The 16,469-nt window shown below is 65.3% G+C and carries 20 protein-coding genes; 9 read left to right on the top strand and 11 right to left on the bottom strand.

The features are described from left to right. Positions 1-18: 18 nt before the first annotated feature. Genes AC1DSD_RS21755 through AC1DSD_RS21745 form a run of 3 tightly spaced genes read left to right on the top strand, consistent with a single transcriptional unit; the run spans position 19 to position 1,944 of the window. Positions 19-843, top strand: coding sequence for a hypothetical protein (locus tag AC1DSD_RS21755; protein WP_478033041.1), 825 nt, complete (start codon positions 19-21; stop codon positions 841-843). Between the two features lie 13 nt (positions 844-856). Then, positions 857-1,423, top strand: a complete 567-nt coding sequence (locus tag AC1DSD_RS21750; protein WP_478033039.1) for a DUF1214 domain-containing protein — start codon at positions 857-859, stop codon at positions 1,421-1,423. Continuing rightward, a complete protein-coding gene (locus AC1DSD_RS21745) occupies positions 1,423-1,944 on the top strand; it encodes a DUF1254 domain-containing protein (protein ID WP_478033037.1) in 522 nt (173 codons plus the stop codon). Before AC1DSD_RS21750 ends, AC1DSD_RS21745 begins: the two co-directional genes overlap by 1 nt. 230 nt (positions 1,945-2,174) lie before the next feature. On the opposite strand, the gene AC1DSD_RS21740 is transcribed toward AC1DSD_RS21745, so the two are convergent. From AC1DSD_RS21740 to AC1DSD_RS21705, 8 genes are all read right to left on the bottom strand, one after another. After that, positions 2,175-2,471 carry a hypothetical protein gene (locus AC1DSD_RS21740; protein WP_478033035.1) on the bottom strand — a complete coding sequence of 99 codons (297 nt, stop codon included), beginning with the start codon at positions 2,469-2,471 and terminating at the stop codon, positions 2,175-2,177. 101 nt (positions 2,472-2,572) lie between these two features. Beyond that, positions 2,573-3,571, bottom strand: coding sequence for a type II secretion system F family protein (locus AC1DSD_RS21735; protein WP_478033034.1), 999 nt, complete (start codon positions 3,569-3,571; stop codon positions 2,573-2,575). Positions 3,572-3,575: 4 nt separating this feature from the next. Then, entirely contained in the window at positions 3,576-4,553 is a 978-nt protein-coding gene (locus AC1DSD_RS21730; protein ID WP_478033033.1) for a type II secretion system F family protein, read from the bottom strand. A 49-nt stretch (positions 4,554-4,602) separates the two neighbouring features. Beyond that, positions 4,603-5,907 carry a CpaE/TadZ family protein gene (locus AC1DSD_RS21725; protein ID WP_478033032.1) on the bottom strand — a complete coding sequence of 435 codons (1,305 nt, stop codon included), beginning with the start codon at positions 5,905-5,907 and terminating at the stop codon, positions 4,603-4,605. Position 5,908: 1 nt separating this feature from the next. Further along, positions 5,909-6,541 (bottom strand): CpaD family pilus assembly protein, encoded by a 633-nt coding sequence (locus tag AC1DSD_RS21720; RefSeq protein WP_478033030.1) that lies wholly within the window; start codon positions 6,539-6,541, stop codon positions 5,909-5,911. 20 nt (positions 6,542-6,561) lie between these two features. Further along, the gene (locus AC1DSD_RS21715) at positions 6,562-8,292 is read right to left on the bottom strand and encodes a type II and III secretion system protein family protein (protein ID WP_478033028.1); all 1,731 of its coding nucleotides are present in this window, start codon (positions 8,290-8,292) and stop codon (positions 6,562-6,564) included. Further along, positions 8,292-9,320 carry a Flp pilus assembly protein CpaB gene (gene cpaB, locus AC1DSD_RS21710; RefSeq protein ID WP_478033026.1) on the bottom strand — a complete coding sequence of 343 codons (1,029 nt, stop codon included), beginning with the start codon at positions 9,318-9,320 and terminating at the stop codon, positions 8,292-8,294. The genes AC1DSD_RS21715 and cpaB overlap by 1 nt, the downstream gene beginning before the upstream one ends. 50 nt (positions 9,321-9,370) lie before the next feature. Further along, on the bottom strand, positions 9,371-9,841 hold the full coding sequence (locus tag AC1DSD_RS21705; protein WP_478033025.1) for an A24 family peptidase: 471 nt from the start codon (positions 9,839-9,841) through the stop codon (positions 9,371-9,373). Positions 9,842-9,890: 49 nt separating this feature from the next. Between AC1DSD_RS21705 and AC1DSD_RS21700 the strand changes: the two genes are divergently transcribed. From AC1DSD_RS21700 to AC1DSD_RS21690, 3 genes are read left to right on the top strand one after another with little or no spacing between them, the layout of a single operon-like run. Continuing rightward, entirely contained in the window at positions 9,891-10,835 is a 945-nt protein-coding gene (locus AC1DSD_RS21700; protein WP_478033024.1) for an alpha/beta fold hydrolase, read from the top strand. Then, complete coding sequence (locus AC1DSD_RS21695; protein ID WP_478033023.1) at positions 10,832-11,926, top strand: NAD(P)/FAD-dependent oxidoreductase; 1,095 nt, start codon at positions 10,832-10,834, stop codon at positions 11,924-11,926. The genes AC1DSD_RS21700 and AC1DSD_RS21695 overlap by 4 nt, the downstream gene beginning before the upstream one ends. Positions 11,927-11,977: 51 nt before the next feature. Next, positions 11,978-12,154, top strand: a complete 177-nt coding sequence (locus AC1DSD_RS21690; RefSeq protein ID WP_478033022.1) for a YegP family protein — start codon at positions 11,978-11,980, stop codon at positions 12,152-12,154. Positions 12,155-12,189: 35 nt separating this feature from the next. Here the strand turns inward: AC1DSD_RS21690 and rnhA are convergent, their stop codons facing one another. The 3 genes from rnhA to ispH form a co-directional block, all read right to left on the bottom strand. After that, positions 12,190-12,639: a ribonuclease HI gene (gene rnhA / locus AC1DSD_RS21685; protein ID WP_478033021.1), complete on the bottom strand. Its 450-nt coding sequence runs from the start codon at positions 12,637-12,639 to the stop codon at positions 12,190-12,192. Next, a complete protein-coding gene (gene thrB / locus AC1DSD_RS21680; RefSeq protein WP_478033020.1) occupies positions 12,636-13,604 on the bottom strand; it encodes a homoserine kinase in 969 nt (322 codons plus the stop codon). Before thrB ends, rnhA begins: the two co-directional genes overlap by 4 nt. Before the next feature lie 90 nt (positions 13,605-13,694). Next, positions 13,695-14,651: a 4-hydroxy-3-methylbut-2-enyl diphosphate reductase gene (ispH, locus tag AC1DSD_RS21675; protein WP_478033019.1), complete on the bottom strand. Its 957-nt coding sequence runs from the start codon at positions 14,649-14,651 to the stop codon at positions 13,695-13,697. Between the two features lie 238 nt (positions 14,652-14,889). Here ispH and AC1DSD_RS21670 point away from each other — a divergent pair, with 238 nt between their 5' ends. From AC1DSD_RS21670 to AC1DSD_RS21660, 3 genes are all read left to right on the top strand, one after another. Beyond that, positions 14,890-15,096: a cold-shock protein gene (locus AC1DSD_RS21670; protein ID WP_478033017.1), complete on the top strand. Its 207-nt coding sequence runs from the start codon at positions 14,890-14,892 to the stop codon at positions 15,094-15,096. A gap of 265 nt (positions 15,097-15,361) precedes the next feature. After that, positions 15,362-15,571, top strand: a complete 210-nt coding sequence (locus AC1DSD_RS21665; RefSeq protein WP_066809068.1) for a hypothetical protein — start codon at positions 15,362-15,364, stop codon at positions 15,569-15,571. A 193-nt stretch (positions 15,572-15,764) separates the two neighbouring features. Next, positions 15,765-16,385: a hypothetical protein gene (locus AC1DSD_RS21660; RefSeq protein WP_478033125.1), complete on the top strand. Its 621-nt coding sequence runs from the start codon at positions 15,765-15,767 to the stop codon at positions 16,383-16,385. Positions 16,386-16,469: the final 84 nt, after the last annotated feature.

The raw sequence follows: 16,469 nt of genomic DNA, 5'->3' as shown, positions 1-16,469 counted from the left end.
ACGACCATGGATCTGGGCATGAAGCGCTGGCTGGTTCTCGCGATGGTGGCGCCGCTGGCCGCATGCGGCAGCTTGGGCGGCAATGACGGCCCGTCCGAAAAGGATATCGCCGACGCGCTTGGGCGGTCGGGTGCCAAGGTGCAGTCGACCGAGCGCATCGCGTGCAAGACCGCGCCTGATCGCCCGGGCTATGTCTGCGACTACCGCGCGACAACGTGCAGCCCGTTCACCGGCAAGTGCGACAAGTCGGCGACGCGCACCGGCCGCTTCGTCCGCTATGGCGACAATTGGATGTTCCGCGACGATGTGATCGATCCCAATCGCTATGCTCCGACGCCCGCGCCGGCTCCGACGCAAAGCCCGGCGGTGACCGATCTGGCGCCCAGCCCGACGCCCACCCCAGTGGCAAGTCCGTCGCCCACTCCGACACCATCACCGTCGCCCAAACCGTCATCGTCGCCGACGCCCAAAGCGAGCCCGACACCCAAACCCAGCCCGACGCCCAAGGTGACTCCCACCCCCAAGGCCACGCCGACGGCCAAGCCAACGCCGAAACGGACCCCGAAACCGATCCCGGGCGGCATCAATCGCGCCTGGCTATCGGGGCGTTGGGGGGCGGAGAATGGCGATTGCACGGCACGCCGCGCGGTCAATTTCGGTCCCGGCGGGGGGTTCTATGGCAAGCGTGGCATGGGTCACTGGTCGCTCGACGGCAAGACGGTCAAGGTCACCGGCAATTACAGCGCGGACGACAAGCCGTTCGATCAGATCCTCAAGGTCGACCGCATCGGCGACGACGCGATGATGATGGAAGGCAAGCGCTACCACCGCTGCCCGAACTGACAGGGGAGGGGGTATGAAGCCCTGGATCCGATATGCAGTGTGTGCGGCGCTCGGCCTAGCGCTCGGGGCGGGCGCCGCCATCCAGCATGTCCGCACTGGCGTGTTCGGCGCCAGCCGCGCGATCGGCCCCTGGACCACCGGCAGCGATTTCGGCACTGCGCGCGCCGGCGCGTTCACCCGCGCGGTGGTGTCGTTGCGCGGGTTGCTCGCGCTTCCGGCGCATGAAGCGCGTTATTACAACGCCGCGGTCGACAGCGCCGGCGATCCGCTCGATGGCCGCTGCCGCTATCGCGTGTCGGGCGGAGCCATTCCAGCCAAATGGTGGAGCCTGACGCTCTACGACCATCCCGGCTATCTCGTCGCCAACCAGGCCAACCGCTTCTCCATCGCCAGCGCGGCGGTGCCCAATCCCGCGGCCTGGGACGTGATCGTCGCGCCTGCCGAACAGGCCGGCCTATGGCTGCCGACCGGGCGGATCGACCGGTTCGAACTGACCTTGCGCGTCTATCTTCCCGATGATGGCGGGCTCGGCACGCTGACGCGCGACCGGCTCCCAGCGATCGTCAAGGAGGGCTGCTGATGCGTCGTTGGCTGTTCCCGCTACTGCTCGGCTTGGCGCTGGCGTTCGTCGGCTATCATGTCGCGCTGGCGCAATTCCCACGCGTGCTGATGAGCCTCGCCACCCACCGGATCGCGAAGGGGGCGGGGTATAACGCGATGTTCGCCGCCCCGCTCGCCACCGACAAGGCGCGCGCGATCGTCCGGCCGAGCCCCGATCTGGCCTATTCGTCCTGTCCGTTCGATCTGTCGAAGGGGCCCGTATTGGTCGATGTCGAGCCGGTGCCCGCGCCTTATTGGTCGCTGTCGGTGTTCGATTCGCGCACCGACGTCGCTTATGTCCGCAACAATATCGATGCCGGCAACCAGCCGATCCGGATCGCGATCGCCCAAGCCGGTCAGCCGGTGCCTGACGGCATGACCGCGGTCCGCGTCACCGGCACGACGGGGATTGCGTTGCTTCGTATTCTGGCCCCCGATCGGACGCAGTTTGGCGCGATCGACGCCGCGCGCAAGAAATCGAGTTGTAAGGCGTTGAGTTAGGGGGTGGTCAAATCTCCCTCTCCCCTTGTGGGAGAGGGAAGGGGCCCGCGCCGAAGGCGTGGGAAGGGTGAGGGGGACTCACAGGCGACGTGGCTCGTGACTCCCCCTCACCCTTCCGCCGACTACGTCGGCTCCCTCCCGCATCAGGTAAACAGCGCCCCGCGCTGTTTAGGTCATGCCGGGGGCATGGCCGACCTGATGCGCCCACAAGGGGAGAGGGAACTAAGCGCTCACGCCGTCCTTGCCCTCAACTCCGCATTCTCGGCCGCCAGCTTCTCATTGGCGGCGGCCAAATCGATCTTCGCCTTCTCCAGATCGCGGACATAGGCGTCACGATTGGTCGTCAGCGCGTCGCGATCGCGCGTCTTGGCATCGGCATCCTGGCGATAGGCGGCATGCGCGTCGCGCTCCGCTTCATAGCGCGTGCGCCATTTGGTGCCCTTGGGCGCCAGGATCAGCCCGAGGACCAGTCCGACGATCAGGACCAGCACGATTATGGCGATCTGATTGGGGTCGGTGAACATCATCGCGTCTCTCCCTGTTGGGATGTGAACGCGTCATGCTGCGCGCGGTTGCCCTCGGGTGCAAGCAATCCCCCTCCCGCAACCGGGGAGGGGGATCGATCGGATCAGTGGCCGCCGTGCAGGAAGGCGTCGTTGATGCTGCACGCCGCCGGCCCCAGGATGACAATGAACAGGGTTGGCAGGATGAACAGGATCAGCGGCACGGTCATGATTGCGGGCAGGCGCGCGGCCTTTTCCTCGGCGCGCATCATGCGCTCGTTGCGGAATTCTGCCGACAGCACGCGCAACGCGGAGGCCAGCGGGGTGCCGTATTTCTCGGTCTGGATCATGGTCGTGACCACGCCCTTGACCGCGTCGAGGTCGACGCGCGTCGCCAGATTTTCGAATGCCTGGCGGCGGTCGGAGAGGAAGCCGAGCTCGATCGCGGTCAGTGCGAATTCGTCGCCCAGCTCGGGATAGGCCCGGCCCAATTCCTTCGACACGCGGTGGAACGCAACGTCGACGGTCAGGCCGGCCTCGGCGCAGATCACCAGCAGATCGAGCGCGTCGGGCAGGCCCTTGCGGATCGCTGACGAGCGCTTCTGGATCTTGTTCTTGAGGTAGATGTCTGGGCCCTTGTAGCCCAGGATGAAGGCACCGGCGACCAGACCATATTGCTTGAGCGGCGACCAGGTCGCGAACGCGTCGGTGCCGTACACGAAATACAGCATCGGCAGGCCGAACAGGATCGGCAGGATCAGCCGGCCGAAGATGACCGCGACCGCATATTCCTTCTTGCGGATGCCGGCCTGGAGCAGCTTGGTCTGCGCGACCTTGAGCTGGCTGTCCTGCAGAACTTTCAGACTCTGCAGGATCGAGCGGATGCGGTCGGTGGTCTCGTTCTTCTGGACCAATTTCGCGCGGCGCTTGCTGGTCGAAGCGGTGATGCCGGCCTTCAACTGTTCGCGGCGATCGTTGAGCGCCTTGACGCGACGCGCCATCGGATCGCGCACGGTGGTCGCGGCGTAGATGGCCAGCATGACAGCGAACGCGGCGACCCCGGCAAGCATGGTGCCTACCCAAAGGACGTCGACGCCGAGCAGGGTTGTGTGGTGCGGTTCCATGGCCTCAGATCTCGAAATTGACCATTTTGGCCATGATCAAGCCACCCAGCGACATCCAGATGAAGCCGCCGATACCGGCGACGATCAGGCGCTGATCGACGAAGAAATTGCCCATATAGGCCGGGCTGATCCACAGGATCAGGCCGAACACGATGAACGGCAGTGAGCCGACGATATAGGCCGATGCCTTCGATTCCGACGACATCGCCTTGATCTTCAGCTTCATCTGGCCACGCTGACGAAGCACCGTGGCGAGATTGGCGAGCGTTTCGGCGAGGTTGCCGCCGGTCTCGCGCTGGATCGCGATCGAGATGACGAAGAACTGGAATTCGGGCGTGCCAAGACGGTCAGCGGTTTCCTGCAGCGCTGCGTCCATCGTGCGACCGATCTTCATCTTGTCGGATACCGCACGGAATTCCTCGCCGACCGGGCCGGGCACTTCGGCACCAACCACGCCCATGGTTTCGCTGATCGGCAGGCCCGAGCGCAGCCCGCGCACGAGCAATTCGATCGCGTCGGGGAATTTGGAGGTGAACTTGTTGACCCGGCGCTTGATGAAATAGCCGACCACGAAATGCGGCAGCCCACCACCCAAGATGACCGCGATCAAGATGGAGATCGCGATTGGCGCGCCGCGTATCATCATCAGCGATGCGACGATCAGCATGATGCCGAACGTCGCCATGCCGTATTGACCGACGGTCCAGTTCTTGCCGGTCATGGCGAGGCGCTTCTTGAGTACGGCCGGACGCGGCAGGAACCGCATCATCGCGGTGTCCATGTTGCTGTCGCGCTTACCGGTGATGCGGCGCATTTGCGCAGCCATCGCCACGTCGCTGGCGGCGCCGCTATGGCGTTCGCGGAGCGCGCCCAGTCGGCGAGTCTGCGCCTTTGCCACCGACGGGCCGGCAAAGGCGAACGCCAGCAGCAACAGCATGGTCGCCGCCCCTGCAATCACCGTGATCAGCGGCACCAATGGCATCGCTCAAACGCTCCACTTGTTGGTGCCGGCCCGGATGGACCGGCCATGGTCAACTCGACTTCGCGGCTTTCTTGCTCGGCATCAGCGACTTGAGATCGGCGAACTTGCCCATCAGAGACTGACCCGCCGATTTCCCCGCGCCTTTTTTGCCCGCAGCGGCGCCCGCGGCCTCGGCCGAATCGCCCGCCGCCAACAGGCGGCTGGCGAGTTCGCCGATCGGCGCGACCGTCTTCGATCCCTTGCCGGCCTCGGCCAGCGTCTTGCCCAGCTTGGCTGCCTGTGCCGCCAGTTTCTGGTCATAAGGGATGACGAAATCGATGCGGCGCTCGATCGAGCCCTCGAAATCCTTGCGATTGATCTCCAGCTGCCCACCGGCGGGCACCTTATTGGCGACCACCAGGACCTGGCTTCCGGGCGCGTTCGACTTCAACCATGACAAGATGCGGATCGTGTCGCGCGCCGCGGCCAGCGTCAGCTCGGTGACGACCACCGTCGTCTGAATGTCGCTGATCAGATGTGGGTGCTGGATCAGCTGCGCGCGCGGCAGGTCGACCACCGTGCATTCGAACGCGGCGCGCATCTCTTCCTGCAATTGGTAGAAAGCGGAGCCGTCGGTCATCATCGGCGAGTTGATCGGCGCTTCGGCCGACAGCACGGCGAGACGCTCGCTGGCCTTGACCATCGCGCGTTCGATGAACAGTCCGTCGATGCGGCTGGGATTCTCGATCGCATCGGTCAGGCCGCGGCCCGGCTCGAGGTCGAGCGCCAGCGCGCCGGTGCCGAAATGCACGTCAAGATCGAGCAACGCCGTGGTGCGGCCGCCCTTCTCGCTCATCAGCCACGCGACCGAGGTCGCGATGGTCGAGGCACCGGTGCCGCCGCGCGTACCGATCACCGCCGTCGCGGAATGCGGACGATCCGGCGAGACCTCATTCAGCCGTGGCGCGTTCAACACGGCCTGCGCGCTGCCGAAAGTCTCACGCAACATGTCGGCATTGAGCGGTTTGAGCAGATAATCCTGGATCCCGCTCGCGGTCAGGTCGCGATACAGGCGGACGTCGTTGACCTGGCCCGCCGCGATGACGACGGTGCCGGGTTCGCAGACTTCCGCCAGCGCGTTGATGTCGTTAAGCGGATCGCCCGATTCGCTGAGGTCGACGAACAGCACCTGCGGACTCGCCGAGACCGACAATGACTGGACCGCGTTACGCAACCCGCCCTTGTTCACTTTCTCGGCCGACCAGCCCATCTCGCTGACGATCGGACGCAGCGCTTCGGCGGTCGTCTCGTCGCAGACATAGGCGACGAATGGCTCGCGATGCGCGACGCCAGCGGGTTTCCACGGCGCGTTCATCTTATTTGCCTCCCGTCGATTCGGATTTGACTGTGGTGCCGCCGGCCCCGGTCGGGGCGGCTTTGCGATACGTGCCGATGGCCCGACCCGCGGTGATCGGGTCGGCTGTGCCGTCACCCGCCTGGCCTCGGACCAGATCGAGCGGATCGGCGACCATCGCGGCCAGGCTGGCGTTGCTCGCGCAGCCGAAATTCGAGGTCGAGCTGCCTTCGAATTCGCTCGATCCGCTGCGCGTGAAATCGGGGCAGCCCGGGACCGTGGCGGTGGATCGGCTGACGACGACGCGGACCATGCCGGCCGCTAGCGGCGCATTGGTGATCGGCGCCCGGTCGGCAAGACGCATGCCATAGCTGGAGACGATCGCCGCGATTTGCGCGCGAGCGCGCGAGTCGTAAGGATTGGGATCGTCGACCGAAATCCGGTCGCCATAATGCAACCGCATCGAGGCGAGCCAGCCGGCGACCCGTTCGGTCTCGCCCGGCGCCAGGCCGGCCGTGGTCGATTGCGCGTCGAACACATAATCGGTGCGGCTGACGACCGGCTGCTTGATCGAGTCGACGCCGCGATTGAGCGTGCCGCAGCCGCCCAGCATCAAAGCGGGAACGGCGAGGGAGGCGATGAGGATCGTACGCATGTCTGAGTGTTCCTCGCGCGTTACAGGCTGAAGCCGGGAGTGGCGGGCTGATCGCCCTTTTTCGACTTCTTGGGCAGGAGCGCCTTCTTGTCGGCGGTCGCCGGGTCGGAGCTCGGCTGTGGCGTCGTCGGCGCCGCGGGCACGGGCGCGTTGGCGCCGATCGCGGGGCCCGCAACCATCGGTACGGCCATCGTCGGCTTGGGACGATCGCCGCCGTTGGTGCCTTCGCCCAAGCGGCCAAGGAAGACGCGGCCGAGATCGGTCGGCGCCTTGTAGCCGTCGGTCGGCAGGACGATCTCGTTCGCGTTGACCGGCTTCACCAGATACGGCGTGATGACGATCATCAGCTCGCTCTCGTTGCGCTTCCAGCTGGTCGACCGGAAGAGCGCGCCGAGCACCGGCACGTCGCCGATGCCCGGGGCCTTGTCGATCTGGTTGTTGGTGCTGTTCTGCAGCAGTCCGCCGATCACCATGGACTGACCTGAGCCGAGCTCGACCGTCGTTTCCGCGCGTCGCGTCGTTAGCGCCGGGATCGTGACGCCATTGAGGGTCACGGCGCCGGCCGCGGACAATTCCGACACTTCGGGGCGGACGCGCATCGAGATGCGGCCGTCCGCGAGCACAGTCGGAGTGTAGGACAGGCTGACACCATATTGCTTGAATTCGACCGACACCGCGCCCAGCCCCTGGCTGACCGGGATCGGGATTTCGCCGCCGGCGAGGAACGAGCCGGTCTCACCCGACAGCGCGGTCAGGTTCGGATTGGCGAGCGTCGTCACCTGGCCGTCGGTCTCGCCGAGGTCGAGCGCCGACAGGATGTCGAGGCCGAACAGGCGCCCGGCGAGGCCCAGGGTGGTATTTCCGGCACCCTTGGTGATCGTCGCGACCGAGGTGCTGCTCGGATTGATGAACTGGCCCGTCGCAGGGTTGTACGGGCCATCGATATAGCCGCCACCGGGCAGCGGAACGTGGGCCGTGGGATAGGTGGAAAGCTGTGTTGGCGTGAGCGATCCGGGCGACCGTCCTGTGGCGACGCCGAAGTTGAACCCGCCGGTATTGTCCTTGGTCAACATGTTGTTGCCGATGTCCTTGGCGAATGCCTTGCTGACCTCGGCGATCTTGACCTGCAAATTGACCTGCAACGGCGTCGCGGTGCGGAGGCGGTTGATCACCGCGATCTTCAACGGCGTCGACGGATTGGAGATGTCGATGCCGGGGTTGAGCAAGGCGGCGACGATCTGCTGCGCCTGGACGACATCGGCCGGCGCCGCCACGGTACCCGTCAACACGGCGATCTGACCTACGGTCATCACCCTGATGTCGGCGTCTGGCATGGCCGCTTTCATCATGCGATCGATCGACGTCAGGTTCTGGGCGACGCGAACATTGGTCGAATAAATCACCCGGCCACTGGCGGCGGTGACGAACACCGTGGTCTCCCCGTAATCCTTGCCGAACAGGCGGATCTGGCGTGGGTTGCTCACGTCGACATCGGCGACATTCGGATTCGCGACCCAGACATCGGCGGCGTCGGCGGGCAGGGTGATGACCTCACCCTGGCCCACCGAAAGCATCACTTCGGTCGTCGGGCGTTGCGTGCCCTGCGGCAAGGCGCCGACACGAACGGGCTTGGCCGGCGCCCGGCGAGTGGTCTGCCGACCACCGCCGGCGGCCTCGACCGGCATGCTCGCTACCAGCGCCGTCGCGACGGTAGCCGCAACGATCCGGTTCAAAACGATTGTCGCTTGCATCAGTTCTTCCCCCCACGACCGATTGGTACTTCGGTCACGTTGTTCCCACGGACGACACGCACCATGGGGCCGGTAATGGCCGGGGCGCCGCCCGGAATAGCACCTGCAGTTCCGCCTGCCGTCGCATCTCCGGCCTTGCCCGGCACGGTGCGGCGCTGGAAGCGCGAGACGTCGGCACCGGTGGCGAAGCTGGTCTTGCCCGCGCTCGGCTGCACGTCGGCAGTTGCGAGCATCGCCTTTTCGGCTTTCGGATCCTTGCCGTCAGGCACCTTCACGGATCCATCGGCGATCGCCTGATCGAGTTCGGACGCCGAGTCGGCGAGCGGACGCAGCACGAGCGAAAGGTCGCCCAAGGAGCGCGCCACCGAAATCTTCTCGGCGATTGCGGGCGTCGCCTCGATCGTCACCATCGAGATGTTGCGGACCACGGTCTTGCCCTGGTCGTCGACATCGCTGGTGGTGCGCTGGTCGGTCGCCAGCACGCGCAGGTTCTTCATGATCGTCTCCGCCACCTTCAGCGGCGGGCCATCGCCGCCGCCGGCAACGGTCTGAGACAGGGTCAGGTCGACACGGTCGCCCGGAAAGACGAAGCCCGCGACTGAATTCTCGTTGCGGACCGGAAAGGTGACCGCGCGCATGCCCGGCGTCAGCGCCGCGGCGAGGAAGCCACGGTCGCCAGGCTTAACCAGCGACCCCTGGGTCAGCGGTTGCCCGGCGGTGATCACCGAGCGCACGACCGTGCCTTGCAGGCTCTTGGGGTCGAATCCGTCTTTGCGGATATAATAGGCGTTCTCGACCAGCTCTTTCGGCCAGGGCTGGAACTTGAAGCTGGTCGCATCCAGGATCGTGCCGATCGGCAGCGCCTTGGTCGCGACGAGCACTTCGGTGCCTGTCTGGACCGGCGCCATCGGCGCCTGGGCCGAGGCCATGGGGGCGCTCGATCCGACAATCAGGCTGCGCGCCATGAACGCGGTGATGGCTGCGACGAAAAGCGCGCCAACCAGCAAAATGATCTTCCGACTATCCATGACGCTTCGTGCCCCGTTGTGGCGATGACCCCGACTTGATCGCCGTTAATCTACGCAAAGTGGTTAAATATCGGTTCACCGAGCGCGAGCATCGATGCCATGGCGATCGCGACGCCGTACGGCGTCTCGACCGCACCCGGCGCTTTGCGGCGCCAATGGTCGAACATCATGATCAGCGTCAGCACGCCGCCGATGATCGACATGACCATCAGCATGAAGAAGAGAGTTGGGCCGGGAAGCCATAGCGCGAGCGCGCCGATCATCTTGACGTCGCCGCCGCCCATCCAACCGAAATGGAAGGCGCCGACGAACAGCGCGAACACGCCGATCGCGATCCCGATTTGCCACGCCACATCGGCCCAGCCATAGCCTTGCATCCACCACCAGGCAGGCGCCATCAGCGCGATCGCGGCGTTCTTCCAATTGGCGATCTCTCGGGTACGAGCATCCTCGATGCCCGCCGAAAGCAGGATCAGAACGAGTGCTCCCCCGAGCACATAAGACAGAATTCCCCAGCCCATCGGATCACAGACCTAGACGGCATGGCTTTCTAAAAAGTAACCAGCATGGATGGTATCTTCCGAAACAGCGCGCCGAACCTATCCCGACGGCAGCTCGATCTCGTTCTGGACTGCCCCCGACGGCTGGCAATTGCGCCGCTTCGACTGGCCCTCCGCCGTGGCCGCGCCGCGCGGATCGATCCTGTTCCAGGGCGGCCGCGGCGACATCTTCGAGAAGTATCTCGAGACCTTCCGTCACTGGCATGACCAGGGCTGGACGATCACGTCGTTCGACTGGCGCGGCCAGGGCGGATCGGGACGGCTGACCGACGATCCCCATGTCGGCGATATCGACCGGTTCGGGACCTATCTCGCTGATTATGGCGCGTTCTGGAAGGAGTGGGCGGCCGCCACGCCGGGGCCGCATGTCGCCATGGGACATTCGATGGGCGGACATCTGGTCTGCCGTGCGCTGGCCAAGGTGCTGGCCGAGCCCGATGCGGCGGTGCTGATCGCGCCGATGATGGGGCTGCATGCGCCGATCAGCGCCGGGTTCGGCGAGCGAATCGCCGAGATCGCCATGAAGCTCGGCAATCCCCAGCGCCGCGCCTGGAAGTCGAACGAGAAGCCGGGCACCACCGATTCGCGGCTGTCGCTGCTCACCCACGATCCCGACCGATATTCGGACGAACCGTGGTGGTGGGACCAGAAGCCGGAGATCAAATTGGGCCCGCCGAGTTGGCGCTGGGTCGTGCGCGCGTTCGAATCGACTCGGCGGCTGCGCGCCAGCCGGCGTGTGAAGCTGGTCAGGACGCCAATGCTCGTGCTGGTGGCCGAAGCCGACAAATTGGTCCGCGCGGCCGACGCGATCAAGGTCGCGGGACTGCTGCCCGATGCCCGCCTCGTCCGCTTCGGCAACGAAAGCGCACACGAAATCCTGCGCGAGGTTGACCCGGTCCGCGATCGCGCCTTGGGGGAAATCGACATCTTCCTTTCGGCACGAGCGCAGCAATGAGCGGTGATAAGATTTGGGACATCGCCATCATCGGTGCCGGGATCGCCGGCGCCGCGCTCGCGGCCGAGGTCGCGCCCCATGCCAGCGTCCTGATCCTCGAGGCCGAGGACGTCGCGGGCTATCACGCGACCGGACGATCCGCGGCCTTTTGGGAAGAGACTTATGGCGGACCGGCGATTCAGCCGTTGACCGCCGCGTCACGCGCGGTGCTCGACGCCGGCGGCTTTCTCCAGCCATTGGGGGGGCTGCACATCGGCCGCGAAGAGGAACGCGATCAGATCGAAGCGATGCTGGCCGAATTCGCCGATACCGGCGTCGATCTGACATTGGTCGACCCGCGTGACCGCATTCCCGGCCTGCGCCCCGAATGGGCTCTCGCAGTGTGGGAGCCGAGCTGTGCCTATATCGACGTCGCCGGGCTCCACGCCGCCGCGCTGTCGCGCGCGAAGAAGGCTGGGGCTGAATTGGTGCTCGACGCCGGACTGACCGGGGCGTCGCGGCGCAGCGATGTGTGGCAGCTCGAGACGAAGGCCGGCCCGTTCGCCGCCAGGATTCTGGTCAATGCCGCCGGGGCCTGGGTCGATCGTGTCGCGGCGGTCGCCGGAGTCGCGCCGATCGGGATCCAGCCGCTGCGACGCGCGCTCGTGCAGCTCCGCGTCGATCCGCCGGTGCCGGACGATACGCCGCACGTCGCGCACATCGGCGGGGACTTCTATTTCAAGCCGGAATCGGGCGGGCGGCTATGGTTGAGTCCGCATGATGAGGTGCCGAGCGAGCCCGGCGACGTTCAGCCCGAGGAAATCGACATTGCGATCGCGATCGACCGGCTGGAACAGGTGGTCGATTGGAGGATCGAGCGGGTCGAGCGCAGCTGGGCGGGCTTGCGCAGCTTCGCGCCCGATCGTTTGCCGGTCTATGGGTTCGACAATCACGTGCCCGGCTTTTTCTGGTGCGCAGGGCAGGGCGGCTTCGGCATCCAGACCGCGCCGGCGGCATCCCTCGTCGCGGCATCTTTGCTGCTCGGCACCACGCCCGATCCGCTCGTCGCGGAAATAGACCGGGATCGTTACACCCCCGCGCGGTTCCGCTAGCGCGGCGCGTCGCCTCCGACTAATCTGGATCAATCAAAGGAGGAAGTCGCGATGGCTCACACGTTCGAGATCTACAAAGACAAGGCCGACGAATTCCGCGTGCGATTCAAGTACAACAGCGAGATCATGTTCTCGACTGAAGGGTATGCGAACAAGGCTGACGCCAAGAACGCTATCGACTCGATCAAGAAGAACGGACCGGACGCCGAGGTCGTGGACAATAGCTGATTTTCGGGTACCGGTTCAGCCACACTGAACCGGTACTAAGCTTTGGCGGCGGCGTAAGCGGCGTCGCTGGCCAGCTTATCGGCGCGTTCATTGTCGGGGTGTCCGGCATGACCCTTCACCCACATCCATTCGACGCGGTGGGGTGCGGCGGCGTCGATCAGCGCCTGCCATAGATCGGCGTTCTTGACCGGTTTCTTGTCGGAGGTCTTCCAGCCGTTCTTGCGCCAGCCGTGGATCCATTTGGTCAGCCCGTCCATCACGTAGCGGCTGTCGGTCGACAGCGTCACGCGGCACGGGCGTTTGAGTGCGTTGAGCCCCTCGATCGCCGCCATCAGCTCCATGCGATTGTTGGTGGTGAGCTTCTCGCCGCCCGACAATTCCTTTTCACGGGCACCCATGCGGATCAGCACGCCCCAGCCGCCCGGCCCGGGATTGCCTTTGCACGCGCCATCGGTGGCGATTTCGACATGGCTTAATTCGGTCATGCCAGCGACTTGAAATCGCGCACGAAACCGGGATCGTAGACCTTGAGCCGGCGCCAGTAAGCGAGCGGATCCTTGCGCGTCACCATCGCGTCGGCCGGCGTGTTGAGCCAGTCCCACGCCCGGCTGAGGAAGAAGCGGATGCAGGCCCCGGCGGCAAAGCCGGGCAGCGCCGCACGTTCCTCGTCGCTCAGCGGCAGCGTGTGGTGATAACCGCGGATCAGCGCCTCGCCGATCGCCGGATGATGTGTCATCCCGCTGGCGTCGAACGACCAGGCGGTGTGCATGACCGCGAGATCATAGATGCGCGCATCGCTGCACGCGAAATAGAAGTCGATCAGTCCCGTGACGTCGCTGCCACGCATCAGGACGTTATCGGGGAACAGGTCGGCGTGGATCGTGCCTTGCGGAAAACGGTCGCCTTGCCAGCCGCTCACGACGCGATCGACCATGGCGCCGGCCTCCGCATGGAGATTGGTCGCCATGTCGTCGAGCGATCGGCCGCAGCGATCGAACAGAGGCTGCCAGGTGCGCACGCCCATCGAATTGTCGCGTACCTGCGCGAAGTCGGTCAGGCTGGCGTGCATCCGTCCCATCGCCGCGCCCGCTGCCTCGGCCTGTGCCGCAGTCGGATGGCTGACCGAAACCCCGGGCAGAAACCTGATCAGACACGCCGGTCGCCCTTCGAGCGTCTGCAGCGCTTCGCCACGGCGGTCCTTGATCGCCGGCGGCACCGGGTTGCCGCGATCGGCGAGATGATCGAGCAAGGCCATGAAATAGGGCAGGTCGCCGGCCTCGACGCGCTTTTCGTAGAGAGTCAGGATGAAGCGGCCGTTGGTCGTGTCGACCAGATAGTTGGAATTCTCGACACCCTCGGCAATGCCTTTCGCCGAGACGAGCTCGCCGACATCGTAGCGCAGGAGGAATTCCTCCAGCGCCTCGGCCGAAACATGCGTGTAGACCGCCAAGAATTTAGCCCGTCATCCCAGCGAAAGCTGGGATCTCATGAAGTGACAGACTGCGCGAGACCCCAGCTCGCGCTGGGGTGACGATGGCGATCACGCGGCCGCCTCTAGCCCACGCGGGAGCTTGAACGAGATCGTCTCCTGCATCGTCTCGACTTCGCGCTCGGTGACATCGAAGCGTTCGGCGAGCCGATCGATCAGTTCGCGCACCAATTGCTCGGGGGCCGACGCGCCAGCGGTGATGCCCAACGTGCCGATGCCGTCGAGAAATGCCCAGTCGAGGTCGCCCGCGCGCTGGATCAGCCGAGCCGGGATTCCCTGGCGCTCCGCCACCTCGACCAACCGCAGCGAGTTGGACGAATTGGGGGCGCCGAGCACCAACACCGCATCGCACGCATTGGCGATCGCCTTGATCGCGGCCTGGCGGTTGGAGGTCGCGTAACAGATATCCTCGCCGCGTGGCGCCAGGATAGCGGGGAATTTGGCCTGGAGCGCGGCGACCACTTCGGCGGTGTCGTCGACCGACAGGGTCGTCTGGGTCAGGAACGACAGCGTCGCGGGATCGCGCGGCGCGAACGTCGCCACATCGGCGACCGTCTCGATCAACGTCATCGATCCTACGGGCACCTGACCGAACGTACCGATCACTTCGGGATGGCCGGCATGACCAATGAACACGATGTGCCGGCCTGAGGCGACCAGCCGTTCGGCCTGGCGGTGTACCTTGCTGACCAAAGGGCAGGTCGCATCGAGATAGGACAAGCCGCGCTCGGCCGCCTTGGCCGGCACCGCCTTGGGCACGCCATGCGCGCTGAACACCACGGGGACGCCATCGGGAACCTCGTCGAGCTCCTCGACGAAGATTGCGCCCTTGGCCCGCAGGGTGTCGACGACGAACTTGTTGTGGACGATCTCGTGCCGGACATAGACGGGCGCGCCGTATTTCTCGATCGCCAGTTCGACGATGCGGATCGCACGATCGACGCCCGCGCAGAAACCGCGCGGCGCCGCGATCAGCAGCTCGAGAGCTTTTTTCGGGGCGGAAGCCATGGCCGGCGCTCTACGCGATTGCTCGGCTGAGGCAAAGGCGGTTTGAGGCGCGATCCTTTGTCGAAATGGCCGGACGGCAAACCCATCATTGCTTTTTTCGCCCACGACGCCTATATAGTGAGGGCTATCGTCGCAGGCGACGGAAACCGACGCTTCCGAGCCGACTCTTCCCTTTCTCGCTTCTAGCTCCGCGTGCACGAGCGTGCGGACAATCTACTGTCCTTGAAAGGGATATCTCATGCCGATCGGCAAAGTAAAATTCTTCAATACCGACAAAGGCTATGGCTTCATTTCGCCGGAAGGCGGCGGCAATGACAGCTTCGTCCATATCAGCGCGGTCGAACGCGCCGGCATGACGACGCTCCAGGCCGACCAGCGCGTGTCGTACGACATCGAGAACGACCAGCGCGGCAAGTCGTCGGCCGTGAACCTTCAGGCGGTCTGACCTGACCGGGCTGCGCGGGTGACTCCGGCGGGACAGATCGCTGAGACCTGTTCGGCCAGTCTTGCGCGCCGCTCGAAGGTTACCTGCTTGTGCCGCCGGCGCGATCCTATCGCTCCGGCGGCATAGCATTTTCCGTTGCGTTCGATCCGTGCCGCCTTCGGGGCTTGGCGCGATCGGCATCGCCGGCCGGGCGATTTTCACGCGACGTTTATCGATCGCACGGGCCCGCAATCTGGTGCCCGCGAGGTCCCTCAGGAGTATAGTCATGTCGAGAACCCCCGTTCGCCCCTTCCTTGTGGCCAAAGACGAGGAGGGTGTGTTCCGCGTGACCGTGCGGACGACGCGGTTCAATTCGCAGGGCTATCCGCTCGTCTCGAGCGAAGTGCTGCAGGATGCGTTCAAGACGCAGACCGCCGCGCGCACGTTCGTCCGCGAAACCTATCGCGTCGAGTCCAGCGACATCGCCAGCAAATAGGCGCGACTTCTCGCCCTGTCGCGGGTCGTCGACGAAACGCGCGCGCGCCTGTTGCCGCGCTCGGGTTGCGACCCTATGGTGACGGCTGCTTTATGTGAGGGTCAGGGGCCATGGCGCGTGCCGCGGCCCCTTCCCGTGTCGAAAAGGTCTGCCGTTCGTGTCACCCCGCTTTCTTGCCGCTCCGATCGCTCTAATGCTGGTGCTCGGCGGCTGTGCCAGCCGTGGCGAACTCGACATTTCCGAATCGGGTGCAGGCGTTACCGCGGTGCGCACGCCGTGTCCGACGGTCGGCGTGCCGGCGGGGACTGGTGATCTCACCACCTTCGACCCGGCGACCAGCCGCGATGCCACCGCGATCGACGTGGTCGCGGCGATGACCGACGTTCGCTCGACCTGCAACAATGATGGCGAGAGCACTCAGGTCGTCACCAACCTCACCTTCACCGTGCTCGCGCGACGGGCCCGCGCCGATGGCGCGCGCGACGTGACCCTGCCCTATTTCGTCACCGTGGTTCAGGGCGGCAATGCCGTCGTGGCCAAGCATGTCGGCCGCGTCGTCGTCCATTTCGATGCCGGCCAGACGCGGGCAAGCGTCAATGGATCGGCCACCGCCAGCGTCGACCGCTCGGCGGCGACGCTGCCGGATGAGGTCAAGCGCCGCATCACCGAAAAGCGCAAGGCCGGCAAGGAATCCGCCGCGGTCGATCCGCTGAGCGCGCCCGACGTCCGCAACGCCGTATTGCGCGCGACGTTCGAGGCGCTGGTCGGTTTCCAGCTGACCGACGACCAACTGAAGTACAACGCGACGCGCTAATTCGTATCGCGGTGCCAGCCCGCTCCCCCACCCGGCCTCCCAATCAGGATATTCTATGGGAGGCCGGGTGGGGGCGGGTGGGGG

The organism is Sphingomonas sp. P4_D12, assembly GCF_056401895.1.
The sequence above is the reverse complement of the archived record's forward strand: the minus strand, read 5'-3'. Positions and strand labels throughout refer to the sequence as shown.